Source organism: Longicatena sp. 210702-DFI.1.196, from assembly GCF_020563125.1.
In the GTDB taxonomy this organism is placed as follows: Bacteria; Bacillota_I; Bacilli_A; order Erysipelotrichales; family Erysipelotrichaceae; genus Longicatena; species Longicatena caecimuris.
In genome coordinates this window covers 59,492-74,271 of the sequence record NZ_JAJCPX010000013.1, presented here as the reverse complement: position 1 = coordinate 74,271, position 14,780 = coordinate 59,492, and the positions used below count along the sequence as shown (strand labels likewise).

Genomic DNA, 14,780 nt, shown 5'->3' with positions numbered 1-14,780 from the left:
TAGGCGGTCTTGAAATATAGACATATTTCGTATCGCCAGCAACTTCAACATTATCGATACTGATAGAGCCATCATCAGGCAGGCTTAGCAATTTAAAAATATAAGAATAATCCATAAGTTACCTCCTTTTAATAGAGAGCATAACCATGAAATATTATAAAAAAGAAACAGACAGATTCACCTGTTTCTCATCCGAAATAGACCCCTAAATTGCCCCCTAAAGTTTAGACCCCTAAAGTGACCCCTAAATTTCAGACCCCTAAAGATTTTGGATACCCTAGAACTGAAGTGAACCCTTTTTGTTTACCGAATGAAAAAATAAAAAAAAGGAAGATTGTTTCGTCTAGCAATTAAAATAAATCGTATGAGAAGCTAAGTCAAAAGAATATACAGCACCATTTCTGGGCTAGTTTTTACTGTGGGAAAAGGCTTAGAAAAAACGGAAGACAGTTGAATATTGAGGCTAATTATTATATCATTATAGTAGAAGTTCGCAACATTTTTAGTATTTTTTTATATGGTTAGAATTATAAAAATGTTTTGATGCTTCCAGGGTAAAGGAGAAGGGATGAGAAAGTTCATGAGAAAAAGGTTGAAAAAAGGCTTAAGTCTTGTATTGACATTCATCATGGTTTTTAATGTTGTTTTTTCATTTCAAATGGAACAAGCACATGCTAAGATCAATGTTAATAACGACAAATTACCTGATGGCTATGTTTTAGTAAAGAAAACAGATAAAACAATAGCACCGGGTATCAGTGAAACGGAAATCGTTACGAATACTACAAAAGGAGATAAACAGCAGATTGACTACATGATGGAAGTCCAGATGTCAAAAGATTCTCCAACAAAAGTAGTAGCAAGTTATGGTTCTAATTATGATGCATCTTCATGGGAATTAGCTACGATGGCAGAACAGGCCAAGGGCTATGAAGACTACATGAAGAAAAATGGTATCAAAAATGAAACGGTAGTTGCGGCAGTTAATGCTGACTTCTTCCATATGGGGACAGGGGAACCACAGGGTGCCCTGGTAATGAATGGCAAGATTATCAAACAACCAATCGATACATATTTTTGTATTACAAAAGAAGGAAAAGCAGAGATACGTGATGCCAGTCAGCCAATGGATGACTGTGAACAGGCTGTTGGTGGTGGACCATTCTTAGTAAAGAATGGCGAGCCGCAAATGATTCCTGATATGGTAAGAATGACAAGAGCAGCAATCGGCTTAAAGGCAGATGGCTCTATTGTTACTTTTACCACACATGGTATTTCTGATCAATCATCTGGACACACTGTTCCAGAGATGGCTAGTTTGTTAGCTGCTGCTGGCTGTGTAACGGCCATTAACTTAGATGGTGGCGGAAGTGCTACATATATGGCTAGATACTAGGGAACGAATGCTTTAGAAGCACGCAATAATCCTTCTGATGGTAAATTACGTGCTGTTTCCAGCGGTTTATTATTCCTATCGACAAGTGTGAAAGATGGAAAATTTGACCATAGTTCTATTTCGCCAAATGATGAAGTATATACTCCAAATCAAACGGTGAAATTCAATGCGACCGGTGTTGATGGCGGCGGTGGAGAAGCACCAATGCCAGCAGGGGTTACATGGGCTGTTGAAGATCAAAGTATTGGTACTATCGATGCGAATACCGGAGTTGTTACTTTAAAAGATAAAGAAGGAACGCTTGTTGTAAACCAGATGTATCAAGGAAGAGTAGTGGGAACGGCATCTATCGAAGTGCGTCATCCTGATGAAATTTCGTTTAAGACAGAAGAAATAAGTCTTGGCTTTGAAGCGGAATCTTCTTTAGGACTAGAGGTTCGCTGGCAAAAACGTAATGTGCATATCAAAGGCGGAGATATTGAATGGGAAGTTTCTAATCCAAAAATGGGTCATTTCGATGGAAATACGTTTATTACATCGGATGGTGAGACACTGGAAGGAACCGTTACCGGTTATTCAAAATATAATCGTGATGTAAAGGGCAGTATTCATGTCATCGTTGGTAAGCTCCCTACTGTTGCATGGGATTTTGAAGATCAGAAACAAATAAATGAAGAAACAGGAGAAGAAACGATCATTCCTGCAAAAGAATATTGGAAAATCGGACATGATGGTGAAGATACGCCATTTATCACTATGGCAAGTGCTGAAGATACCGGAGTATCAGCAGAAATTGTTGATATCGATACAGGCGAAGTCAGAATGGGTAAAAATGCTTTAAAATTATCTTATGACTTCACGAATTCAGCGAATACGACCCGTGGTGCTTATTTTGGTACAAAGGATAATTATGAAATACCAGGTTCACCTACAGCAATCGGTGTTTGGGTATATGCGCCTGAAGGTATTGATAATTTCTGGTTGCGTGGACAGGTAGCTTATCAGCAGGCAAATGGTGAATGGGTAGAGGCTGGCTCTAGCATGTATGTTGACTTTACCTATCAGACGAATCAGGAATTACCGGATCATTCGCATGTATCAAAAGAAGATGCCGGAATCAACTGGACGGGATGGAAATACCTAGAAGCGGATTTGACTGGCAAAGGGGCAACAAAATTTAAACTGGCTAAAGGTGCTACTTTTAGAATCATGTATGTTCCAGGCATTGAGATGGGAAGCAAAACAGCCGGTGAAATCTATTTGGATAACATGCAATTTGTCTACGGTACGAATGTAGATGATACGGATTCACCTATCATTGACAAGGTACAATATAGTACAGACAATCAAAAATTCCAAACATTTGGTGACAACGATGTTATCACAAGTAATAAAATTTCCTTCATGAGTACTTTCCATGATGTTGAAAATAAATATACAAAAGGAATGGAATATGATCTAATCCGTATGTATGTTGATGGTGTTAATGTCGGTGTTAAAGGACAAGATGAATCAGGCGGTACTATATTTGCGGATAACTTTATTGTAGATAGCAGTAAAAACGTTTCTTATCTGTATGATATGGAACTGGCAAATGGTGTACATTCCATCAGAACCGTTATTCGTGATAAGGGTGGTAATGAAACAGAGCAAACACATTACTTTACGGTAAAAGGTGAGAACGCAAAGCATACAACGTTATCCCTAGAGCCTGCGACAACGGAAAATCCAGTATTAAATAAACCTTATGATCTGGAAATCAAAACAAATCGCTTAGAAGATCTGGATGAAATCACTACCAAAATCGCGATAAAGAAAGAATTTGCTCAAAATTATGAAATCATTTGGAATGAAGATTTTGGAAAAGTAGAGGATTCCTATAATAGTGCTAAGGGAGTACTTACCTTAAAAGGGAAACGAAAAACAGAAGCTGCCGTTACCGGTGAAGGAGTCGTAGCAACCATTCGTTTGAAAATGCCAAGTGATGTTAAAAAAGGTACTCAATTAACTTATTTAGTACAAAGTGGTCAAGCGACTTATAACAGTGAAAAACCGGAACACTATGCAAAATCATTCTCAACGAAAAAAACTAGTATCGAAATCATTGCGCCTTTAACACTGAAAACAGATACGATGTTTGTTGGAATGAGCGGAAAAATTTATGTTGTAGATGCTAGTGGAAAAGCAGTTGAAGGTGCAGAAATTTTCAATGTGGATACTAACCAATCGTTAGGTACCACAAATGCGGATGGCTATATAGAAACAGATGCATTAAACCAGGCTGTTGCTATGTTCTCCATCTATGCTAAAAAAGGCGAAGATGTATCCTTCATCTTAACTGATTATAGTTTTGCTATAGCAGGAAATGAGGATGGCTCACCACAATACGTTATGAGCCATGCAAGTAAAGATGTTAATACACAAAAGAGTGTTACATGGTTTACAGATCCATTTAAATCACAAAACAAAGCCATTATGCAGATAGCTACTAAGGCTGATTTTGATGCAAACAAAGAAAAGGCATTTAAGAATGTAACCGGAACGACAGAATTAATTAAACTTGATGGTTCCGCAAACGTGGAAGATAACCATGCGTTCCGTTTAAATAGCGTAATTGCAACGGGTTTAAGTTCTGGAACAGCGTATGTTTATCGTGTTGGTGACGGTGATAAATGGTCAGATCTGAAATCATTTACAACACCATACAAAAATAAGAACGTAAACTTCTTTGTATTAGGTGATATCCAGACATTGGATATGGATAGAACCAACCGTATTGCTGATGCGTTAATGAACAATGGTATCAAATATGATTTTGGATTGCAAACAGGTGATGCAGTAGATAATGGCGCAAAATTTGAATATTGGGATGGTATTGCAAATCTTTATGGAGAATTGTTTAATAGTCTTGATATGATCCATGTCTTTGGTAACCATGAATATGAAGGAGATTTAACTGGCGATAACAGTAAGGCTATTTATAATATACCAAGTGAAAACAATGGTGATTACTATTCCTTCGAATATGGCAATATGTATTTTGCGGTAATCAACTTTACGAAAGATACGAATAGGCTAAATCGTGCAGCTAGTTGGCTTGTAGAAGACGCTAAAAAGAGTAATGCAACTTGGAAAGTTTTAGCAATTCATCAGCCTGCATATTACACCAATCCGACCGGTGGTAATGACATTATCAATAAAATTATTCCGCCTGCATGTGATGCAGCTGGTATTGACTTTGTTTTCTCAGGTCATGATCATACGTATAATCGTACGAAACCTTTAAAAGGTGGAAAAGTTGATAAAGACAATGGAACTGTCTATTTGATTAGTGGAACGACTGGTGATAAGACATATCCAACTACAGATACAGGTTTCGAATTTGACAAATATATCACAACATTTGATGGCGTATATATGAGTGTTTCAGCTACGACAAAAGAATTCACAATTGAAGCACGCGAAGCAAATGGAAACATCTTGGATACTTATACAAGAACCAAAGAATACAAATGTGATAAAGATGGACATGAATATGAAATTGTTGATGGCTATGCTGTTTGTATTCACTGTAAAGAAACAATTAGCCTGAAATCATTTACAGGTATCGCTAAAGATAAAGCAACCGGTAAATATATGGGATTCTTGGGCGGTCAGAAACAGATCGGCTGGAAACAATTTGCGGATACCATGTACTACTTTAATGCAGATGGTTATTCCGAAGATGTAGAAATTGTGTATCATGATGACCCAAGCTGTATGATACGTGAACGTACGAAATATTACTGTCCTGCAGCAAATGAATATAAAGAAATTGTCGGAACAAGAGCACCTCTTCATGAATATGAAACGCAGCCAGATGGCACTAGAATTTGTAAGGTATGTGGCTGGAGACAGGTGAGTGTTGATGAGATTGATGTTACTACGGAATACGATGGATATTACTATACCGGTGGCAAGAGAACTCCAAAGATCGTCGTTAGTTATACGGATGAAAAGGGCAAGAAGACAGTATTTAGACAAGGCGCGGATTTTGAATATTTAGTACATTATGGAAAAGATGCTACTGATTCAGAACCAGCTGTTAATAATGTATTGCCAGGCAAGGGATATTTTGAAATTATTCCAATTGAAATAAATATCGGTGATGCTGTAGATAGACATCGTGGAAGTATTACAGGTAGAAAGTATTTTAGCTTTGATATCCTTGTACAAAATCCAAAACGTATGACAGCGAGCGATGTTACGATGCATGAAGCAACCTTAACTTGGGATAAAGCTTCTAACATAACGGGTTATGAATTATATCAATATAGTGATGAAACAAAAGCATATGAGATGATTCAAAAATTTGATAATCCTAATGTAAATACTTATACTGTGAAACAGTTAACATCATCTACGAAGTATAAATTCAAAGTAAGATCCTATCTAAATGTTGATGGTAAAACTTATTATAGTTCTGATAGTAAAGAACTTAACGTGACAACGAAAGCATTAGCTGTTGCTGCTCCTAAAAATGTTACAAGCAGCAATGTCACACAAGATGCTTTAACCTTATCATGGGATAAGGCAGCAGATGTGGAAGGATACCAAGTATATCAGTATAACGAGAAAACAAATAAATATGATTTGGCAAAAACAGTCAAAACAACTTCTTGTACAATACAAAACTTGAATCCTAATAAGCAATATGCATTTAAAGTCAGAGCTTATGCAAAAGCTGATGGTAAAACTTATTATAGTTCTTATACAACGACGTATAAAGTAAGAACAAAAGCATTGACTGTCACAACTCCTGAGAATGTTTCATTAACAGATATTAAGCATACTTCAGCAACAATTTCTTGGGATAAAGTAAGCAACGTTTCAGGATACAAAGTTTATAAGCTTGATACAAAAGCGAAAAAATATGTAGCGATTGCAACCTTGACGCAAACCTCTTATAAACTACAGAATTTAGCTCCGGAAACAACGTATGTTTATAAGGTTAGAGCATTTGTAACCATTGATGGAACAAACCATTATAGTGACTATACAAAACCAAAGACGTTGAAAACAAAAGCTGAACCAGTACCTACAGCAATAAATGCTCCTAAATTGAATCAAATCAAGGCCAGCAAGGGTATCTTGACATTAACATGGAATAAAGTAAGCGATGCTACTGGTTATAATATTTATCATTATAATCGTAAAACGCTGAAATATGAAAATATTGGTTGGACTAAGAATACCACTGTACAGTTAAAAGATCAGCCTAAGGGTGAAATCGATACGTATCGTGTAAAAGCTTACTACAAGAAAAATGGAAAAACAGTAATCAGTAAGTATTCAAATGCACAGTCGGCAAAATTATTTGACAGTACAAAACTGAGCAGTGTTACACAAAAAGATGAACAATTGAAGTTCTCTTGGAATAAGGTAAATGGTGTAGGTGGTTACAGCATCTATCGCTATGATAATGTTAAGAAAGCTTGGCAGTATCTGGGTGCCACCACAAAAACAACGTATACAGATAAAGCAGCAGTTGCTGGAAAACGTTACTTATATCGTGTTTTACCATATGGTAGAGTCAATGGTGTCGCATTCTTTGGACCATACAGCAGTTCTGTTGAAGGTATGATGCTGAAAGAGACAAAAATCAAAGATGTTAAATCTTATGTAGGTAAAATACAGTTCTCATGGGATAAAGTACCAGGAGCACAAGGCTATAATGTTTATCGTTATAACAACAAGACAAAGAAATGGGAAACTATGAAAAGTGTCTTAAAAGGAACAACATACAATGATACGAATGTAAAAGCAGGTGAAGTATATCGCTATCGTGTAAGACCATATTACTGGTCATCAACACATAAAGTAAAATATGGTGAATATACGAAGTATGTTGGTATTCGCGCCAGATAAAAGGCAGAATATATTTCAGCAGTAAATACACCAAGAAAGGTCATCCCTTATCATAAGGGATGACCTTTACTTTCTTTATATAGCAATGATGGATATATTTCAGTAAAGTTTAAGATACAGAGTGGTATGTTCACAATAAGGATTTTACCTTTAGTATTTGAAGAGTGAATCATTGTATATAATGTTATATATTTCATCGCTCTTTATTGACGAATGTGATTCGCAATGGTAAAATTAGGCAATAAAATGCGTTGAAGAGAAGAGTAACAGGATAAGAACTATACAGCGAATCTTGCCATGGTGAAAAAAGATTAGGGAATGTCCTGAGAAGATGGTCTTGGAGCTACTTTTTTCGATATGGTAGAAAAAAGCGTAAATGCTGCGTTACAGGCAGGAGCATAGGTATGCTTCATGAGGTCACTGAAGAACAGTGATGAAATTAGGTGGTAACACGATAAACTTTCGTCCTAAGGATGAAAGTTTTTTTGAAAGGAGGCTTTTTTATGCTATGGAAACCGCCAAAGGTGAAGGAAGAAGATATCTTACATTATCTGGGTAGTCAGATGATGGATGAACTTCTTCATAAGCAAGTGGAAGAGATGATGACACTTCTTAATCAAGATGTGCGATGTCAGGTCATTTATCGAACACTTCCATTAGAAAATCATCAATGCCGTTATATAAAACTGCAAGGGAAGAGCATACAGGCCTTATTGAAAGAAAGCCATGCTGTTATCATCATGGCCGCTACCTTAGGGATTAAAACAGACAGGCGCCTACGTGCGTTGGAAATCAGTGATATGGGAAAAGCATATGTGTATAATGCCTGTGCGAATGCAATGATTGAAGCAGTTTGTGATGATGTAAATGAACAGCTTCGCAGACAATATGCAAAACGACAAGCGTTCTTGACCGATCGTTTTTCTTGTGGTTATGGAGATTTGCCAGTGAGTACACAAAAAACTTTTTTACAGGTAGTAGATGCTGAGCGAAAAATTGGTTTACACGTTAGTGAATCCTGCATGCTAGTGCCGGAAAAAAGTGTTACGGCGATTATCGGCATTGCGAAAACAGTACAGCCAGCTATCGTTCGCGGATGTCGCGTATGTGCATTGAAAGAACACTGTGAATATCGTAAAGGAGGAACTGTTTGTGAAAGATAAGGCGATGATAACATTATTAGATGGTGCGATGGGAACCATGCTGCAGGAAAAAGGATTAACACCGGGAGAATTGCCCGAAGTATTCGGATATCATCATGGTGATATTGTGACAAGTATTCATAAAGCGTATGTGGAAAGTGGTGCAGATATCATTTATGCAAATACGTTTCAGGCAAATCGTAAAAAATTAAAAAAGAATGGTTTTAGTGTACAGAAAATTATAACTTCGGCTATCCAACAAGCTAAAAAAGCAGCCAATGTAACAACAAGAGTAGCGCTTGATATAGGACCGATTGGCGAATTACTGGAACCAAATGGCTATTTAACGTTTGATGAAGCATACGATATTTTTAAGGAAATGGTAATGGCCGGGCAACAAGCGGGTGCTGATTTAATCGTGTTTGAGACAATGAGTGATCTGATGGAAGTTAAGGCAGCTATTTTAGCGGCGAAAGAGAATAGCAATTTGCCAATTTTTGTGACCATGAGTTTTGAAAAAGATCATCGTACATTTACCGGATGTTGTGCTGCCAGCTTTGCCTTGTTAGCTGAACGTTTAAGGGTCGATGCCGTTGGCGTCAATTGTTCATTGGGGCCAGATGAGCTGTTGCCAATCGTGGAAGAAATGGCCGCGTATACAAACCTGCCTCTCATTGTCAAGGCAAACGCCGGGCTACCGGATCCATTAACAAATACTTATGCGATGCAAGCACATGAGTTTGCGAACAGTTTACAGCGTTTTACACATTTGCCTATCCGTTATATAGGTGGCTGTTGCGGTACAACGCCTGCATTTATTGCCGAATTAAAACAGCACGCTATGACAGGAACAATGGTTGCGAAAAAAATACCATCCTGTGTTTGTACACCAACCAAATGTGTAACAATGGATGGGGTACGGGTCATTGGAGAACGCATTAATCCAACCGGAAATAAACGGATGAAACAGGCATTACTTGATCATGATTTAGATGAAATTGCAGCGATTGCTATGGAACAGATAGAAGCAGGTGCGGAAGTGTTGGATGTAAATGTGGGATTGCCGGGAATTGATGAAAAACAGATGATGGTGGAAGTAATTCGTCATTTACAGACGTTGGTTGATGTTCCTTTACAAATTGATTCTACAGATCCAGCGGTTATTGAAGCAGCCTTACGGATATATAATGGAATTGCTATCGTAAATTCAGTGAATGGAGAAATATCTAGCATGCAACAGATTTTACCGCTCATTGAGCGATATGGGGCAAATGTGGTAGGGTTGACGTTGGATGAACAAGGGATTGCCAACGATGCCTCAAAACGATATCAAATTGCAAAGCGCATTCTTACTACAGCGCAACAATATCATATAGAAAAAGAACGAGTTTTTATTGATTGTCTGACACTTACGGTATCTGCGCAGCAAAAAAGCGCCATTGAAACATTAAAAACATTACATATGGTGAAAGAAAAATTACAGGTACCTACAGTATTAGGAGTATCTAATATTTCTTTTGGCTTACCAAGACGCCTCTTATTAAATCAGAGTTTTCTTACCATGGCTTTGAGCGCCGGATTGAATATGCCGATTATCAATCCAAATCATGCCGCGATGATGGAGGCAGTGTATAGTTTTCGCGTATTGCATGGTTTGGATGTCGATGCCCAAGCGTATATTGAACGCTTTGCTGAGCAAAAAGATGGTGAACAAAATAAAGGGAATGAAAAAGCTGGCATCACGATAGATATGGCGATTCAAAAAGGTTTAAAGGAAGAAACCAGAGCATTATGTAAGAAGTTATTGGAAAAGGAAACACCATTGACGATCGTTGATGCGTATCTGATACCGGCACTTGATAAGGTAGGAAATTTGTATGAAAACAAGCAACTATATCTTCCTCAGCTTATCAATGCAGCTAGTGCATCACAGGCCGCTTTTGATGAAATTAGACAGCAATTGCAACGGCAAGGAAAGACGACCATCACCAAAGGCAAAATTTTATTGGCAACGGTACGCGGTGATGTTCATGATATAGGAAAAAATATTGTAAAAGTCGTTTTGGAAAATTACGGCTATCAGGTATTTGATTTAGGAAAAGATGTTCCAGTAGATATAATTGTAAAAACGGCAGTCGAAAAGCAAATACCCTTGATTGGATTAAGTGCATTAATGACGACGACACTCGCTGCTATGGAAGAAACGATTCAAGCACTGCATGCATGTAAGCATCCTTGTAAGATCATGATTGGCGGGGCTGTTGTCAGTCAAGAATATGCGGATAAAGTGCAGGCTGATTATTATGCAAAAGATGCAAAAGCAAGCGCAGATATCGCAAAGGAGGTGTTTGGGTGATGCATCCATTGTTCATGAAACAAAAGCGCTTGTTATTTGATGGTGCTTTTGGTACATATTATGCATCCTTATACGGCAATGAAGAGCCTTGTGAAATGGCGAATGTAAAAGCTCCAACACGGGTGGCTGCTATTCATGAAGAATATCTGAAGGCGGGAGCAAATGCCATCAAAACAAATACCTTTGCGATGAATGAGGCAGTCTTGGATTGTAGTAAGGCGAAACGAGAAGAGTTGTTAAGGCAAGGCTATCGTATTGCCAAGCGCGTAGCAACCCCTTATCAGGCATCTGTCTTTGCGGATATCGGTCCCTGTGTAGAGACGAGAACGCGCAGTGCTTTTACGCAATATAAAGAATTGGTGGATGTTTTTTTTAGAAGAGGGTGCAGATTGTTTTCTATTTGAAACTTTGCCTAATGATCATGGTATTCATGAAATAGCAGCATATCTGAAAGAACGTTGTCCCCATGTATGCGTACTAGTAAGTTTTGCTGTGACAGCAGATGGCTATACGCAGCAAGGGGTACCTTTGACAAAATTGGTGAAAGCAGCACATGAAGATGAAAATATTCATGGCTTTGGCTTGAATTGTATTTGCGGGCCGATGCATATGCGCCGTTTATTGAAGTATTTTGATACAAAGAAAGATACCATTCTTATCATGCCAAATGCCGGTTATCCGACAATTTTAGCCAACCATACGTATTTTCGTGATAATAGTAGCTATTATGCGCAGGAAATGGAAAAAATCAGCAGTATGGGTGTTCGTATCTTGGGTGGCTGCTGCGGTAGCAAGCCTTCTTATATTCAAAAGATCAAAGAAAGATTACAAGAAGAAGCTGTGTTATCACTTCCCACACCGGCAGCGAATGATCCGGTTCTTTATAAGGATTGCAATCCTTTGCGCAAAAAATTACAAAGAAAAGAAAAAGTCATATGTGTAGAATTTGATCCACCCATGGATTGCCGTATCGAACGATTTATGAATGATGCGGAATATCTCAAGGAGCAGGGAATAGACGCAATTACGATTGCCGATTGTCCGATTGCCCGTGCACGGGTAGATAGTTCTTTGTTGGCCTGCAAATTGCACCGTGAATTAGGCATAGATGTCATACCGCATATGACATGTCGTGATCGTAATATTAATGCGACAAAAGCTTTGTTGTTTGGGTTAAATATTGAAGATATTTATAATGTGTTGGTCGTAACAGGAGATCCTATACCGGCGGCAGATCGTCAGGAAGTAAAAGGTGTATTCAGCTTTAACTCACAATTATTGGCTGGTTATATACGCGACTTAAATGAAACTACCTTCCCTCATCCTTTTTTGATTTTTGGCGCTTTAAATGTGAATGCTGCAAATTTTAAGCAGGAGCTATTAAAAGCGAAACAAAAAATACAGCAGGGTGTACAAGCTTTTTTAACACAGCCGATTCATTCGGCCAAGGGTCTGCAAAATTTACAACAGGCTCATCGTGAATTGGATGCATGGATCTTAGGTGGTGTGATGCCTATCGTCTCTTATCGCAATGCATTGTATATGAAAAATGAGATTGCCGGTATTGAAGTAGATGATGCCATCTTATCTCGCTATGAGCATAAAAACAGGGAAGAAGCGGCAGTGTTGGCGGTTACGATAGCGAAGGCAACCATTGATGAAATGGTATCCTTTGTGGATGGGTTTTATTTAATAACGCCTTTTCACCGCGTAGAAATCATGCAACAAATTATCGCCCATATTCAGCAAATGGATGACTAAATATCTTTATATGTTAGAAGTCAGCAGGATTAGAAAAAGGATACAATGATATAAATAAATAGCATAAGTCAAAAAAAGAAGTCTGATAGCGTGTTTTGATTGCTGTTTGCACACACGATGAAAGAGACTTCTTTTTTATCGTTTATCTAAAGAAACAGTTTATGTAAGGCTTATTTACGGTGTATCTGATACAAATGATGCCAATAGATCATCATCACGAATAAGCCAATGGTCAGAATACAGGATAATAACATGATGAAGATGTTTTCTTTAAAGAAATGGAAATAGCGAAATGGTACAGGAAGGAAAAAAGCAATGCCAAACAACATCCACATGATACCAGTTTTATGATTAAATGTAACAGGATCATGAAACGTTAATTGTTGATAGGTAGGACTTGACCAAAACCACATGACTTCTTTGCGACGATATGCATAAACCCCAATGCTAAAAAAACTAATGGCAAGGATGGTAGCTAATAATGTTACATTCATAAGAAAACCTCACTTTTTAACACCCTTACTATACCATAAGTACTACTAGATGAAAACTATTCAGGGAAAAAGTAATCTATCAATTTTGAAAGGTTAAAAAGCAATTGATCATTCTGCTACGATGATATTCGCAATGCCTTTGACAACGGCAGCATCTTTTTCACTGATTGCATCTGTTATCATGACATCAAATTCCTGACACTGTGCAAAGGTAAAGGTAGAATGCTTTTGATATTTACTGGAATCACACAATAGGATGCTTGTTTCACTGCGTTTTAAGACATGCTGCTTTACTTCCAATTCTTCATGAGAAAAGGTTGTCGGACCATTCAAAAAACCATCACAGCCTAGAAAACAAGTATCAAATACAATTGTATCGATGATATGAGTCGCAAAGGTTCCAATGGTTGATTTTCCCCGTTTTTGCAGTTTACCTCCGGCAATGATAAGATCATGTTGTGTTTCGGAGATGATTTCCGCAATTGCCAATGAATTGGTAACAACGGTTAAGCCTTTCTTTAGACGTAAATATTTAGACAGATATAAGGTCGTACTGCCTGGATCAAGAAAGATGATAGAATTATCACGAATATAGGATAACGCCGCTTTTGCGATCAGTTGTTTTTCATAAGCATGTTCATTCAATTTCACATCCAAAGGCAACTGATAATAGCTGTTTAAGATTTCAGCACCACCATGTGTTTTGACAATTAATCCGCGCTCTTCCATGGCATTCAGATCTTTACGAATCGTTTCCGTTGTGACTTCCATGCGTGCAGCTAACTCATTCACACGAACGGAGCCTTCTGCTAAAATAAGGCGATAAATTTCATCTCTTCTGGTATCGGTATTTTTTGACATAAGAAACCTCCTTTTCCATTCTTTGTTTTGCTTTCTTCATCGTAAGACAAGTTGTGTGTCATGTCAAGCATTGCTTGGTTTTTGCTTGTAAAAGTTGGTTAAATTTTGTGATTAAAGATGAAAACAAAGAAATAATGCTTTTTCTTTTAAAAAAACAAAAGTGATTATTGCGATTGAAAAGAAAACGTACTATCCTATAAGCAGTTAGAAAAAGGAGCGAAACAGCATATGAAATTACAAGTGGCTTTAGACACATTAACATTAGAAGATTGCCTAACATTATTAGAAGAAACCAAAGGCAGTGTCGATATTGCGGAGGTGGGAACTCCCTTTATCATCGAAGAAGGAATGCGCCCCGTGCGTGAATTTAAGAAACACTTTCCAGATATTGAAGTATTGGCAGATGCCAAAATTATGGATGCCGGTGAATTAGAAGCCGAAACAGCTTTTAAAGCCGGTGCGGATATCGTTACGGTATTAGGTGCTAGTAATGATGAAACGATTCTTGGTGCTGTAAAGGCAGCAAAGAAATATCATGGGAAGATTATGATTGATATGATTGCCGTTACAAATTTGGAAGAGCGTACAAAAGAGATTGATGCCATGGGTGTTGATTATATTTGTGTGCATACGGCATTTGATGTACAATCCAGTGGAAAAGATCCGTTGGATGAACTAAAGATTGTGAATCGCGTAATTCAGCATGCCCAATCTGCAGTAGCCGGTGGTGTAAAGCTTTCTACCATTGATGCTATCGTTGAAGAAGGCGCAGGTATTATTGTTGTTGGTGGTGCTATCTGTAATGCACAAGCGCGTGCTGAAGCAGCGAAAGAAATGAAACGTCATCTTCGATAAACCTAGCA

General features: G+C 37.9%; 7 protein-coding genes, 1 pseudogene and 1 other annotated feature. Of the genes and pseudogenes, 6 read left to right on the top strand and 2 right to left on the bottom strand.

From position 1 onward, the window contains the following. Positions 1 to 580: 580 nt before the first annotated feature. The 5 genes and pseudogenes from LI241_RS07505 (at position 581) to LI241_RS07485 (ending at position 12,562) form a co-directional block, all read left to right on the top strand. Positions 581 to 1,396, top strand: coding sequence for a phosphodiester glycosidase family protein (locus LI241_RS07505; protein WP_227151306.1), 816 nt, complete (start codon positions 581 to 583; stop codon positions 1,394 to 1,396). Between the two features lie 87 nt (positions 1,397 to 1,483). Further along, on the top strand, positions 1,484 to 7,303 hold the full coding sequence (locus LI241_RS15980; protein ID WP_227151307.1) for a fibronectin type III domain-containing protein: 5,820 nt from the start codon (positions 1,484 to 1,486) through the stop codon (positions 7,301 to 7,303). A 242-nt stretch (positions 7,304 to 7,545) separates the two neighbouring features. Further along, positions 7,546 to 7,776 (top strand) — a binding site (T-box leader). A 30-nt stretch (positions 7,777 to 7,806) separates the two neighbouring features. Next, positions 7,807 to 8,466, top strand: a complete 660-nt coding sequence (locus LI241_RS07495; RefSeq protein WP_008687040.1) for a vitamin B12 dependent-methionine synthase activation domain-containing protein — start codon at positions 7,807 to 7,809, stop codon at positions 8,464 to 8,466. After that, positions 8,456 to 10,801 (top strand): homocysteine S-methyltransferase family protein, encoded by a 2,346-nt coding sequence (locus tag LI241_RS07490; RefSeq protein WP_008687042.1) that lies wholly within the window; start codon positions 8,456 to 8,458, stop codon positions 10,799 to 10,801. The genes LI241_RS07495 and LI241_RS07490 overlap by 11 nt, the downstream gene beginning before the upstream one ends. Continuing rightward, positions 10,801 to 12,562, top strand: a pseudogene (locus LI241_RS07485) (bifunctional homocysteine S-methyltransferase/methylenetetrahydrofolate reductase). Before LI241_RS07490 ends, LI241_RS07485 begins: the two are co-directional and overlap by 1 nt. A gap of 170 nt (positions 12,563 to 12,732) precedes the next feature. Here the strand turns inward: LI241_RS07485 and LI241_RS07480 are convergent. Both LI241_RS07480 and LI241_RS07475 read right to left on the bottom strand, forming a co-directional pair. Further along, on the bottom strand, positions 12,733 to 13,056 hold the full coding sequence (locus LI241_RS07480; protein ID WP_008687048.1) for a hypothetical protein: 324 nt from the start codon (positions 13,054 to 13,056) through the stop codon (positions 12,733 to 12,735). 108 nt (positions 13,057 to 13,164) lie between these two features. Then, positions 13,165 to 13,917, bottom strand: coding sequence for a DeoR/GlpR family DNA-binding transcription regulator (locus tag LI241_RS07475; RefSeq protein WP_008687049.1), 753 nt, complete (start codon positions 13,915 to 13,917; stop codon positions 13,165 to 13,167). A 228-nt stretch (positions 13,918 to 14,145) separates the two neighbouring features. On the opposite strand from LI241_RS07475, the gene hxlA reads away from it, so the two are divergent. Further along, entirely contained in the window at positions 14,146 to 14,772 is a 627-nt protein-coding gene (gene hxlA / locus LI241_RS07470) for a 3-hexulose-6-phosphate synthase (protein ID WP_008687051.1), read from the top strand. Positions 14,773 to 14,780 lie beyond the last annotated feature (8 nt).

What these genes read in the sequence shown, in the direction of transcription:
- LI241_RS07505 (WP_227151306.1), top strand. Translation starts at nt 581, where the DNA reads ATGAGAAAAAGGTTGAAAAAAGGCTTAAGTCTTGTATTGACATTCATC.
- LI241_RS07495 (WP_008687040.1), top strand. Translation starts at nt 7,807, where the DNA reads ATGCTATGGAAACCGCCAAAGGTGAAGGAAGAAGATATCTTACATTAT.
- LI241_RS07480 (WP_008687048.1), bottom strand. Translation starts at nt 13,056, where the DNA reads ATGAATGTAACATTATTAGCTACCATCCTTGCCATTAGTTTTTTTAGC.
- LI241_RS07475 (WP_008687049.1), bottom strand. Translation starts at nt 13,917, where the DNA reads ATGTCAAAAAATACCGATACCAGAAGAGATGAAATTTATCGCCTTATT.
- hxlA (WP_008687051.1), top strand. Translation starts at nt 14,146, where the DNA reads ATGAAATTACAAGTGGCTTTAGACACATTAACATTAGAAGATTGCCTA.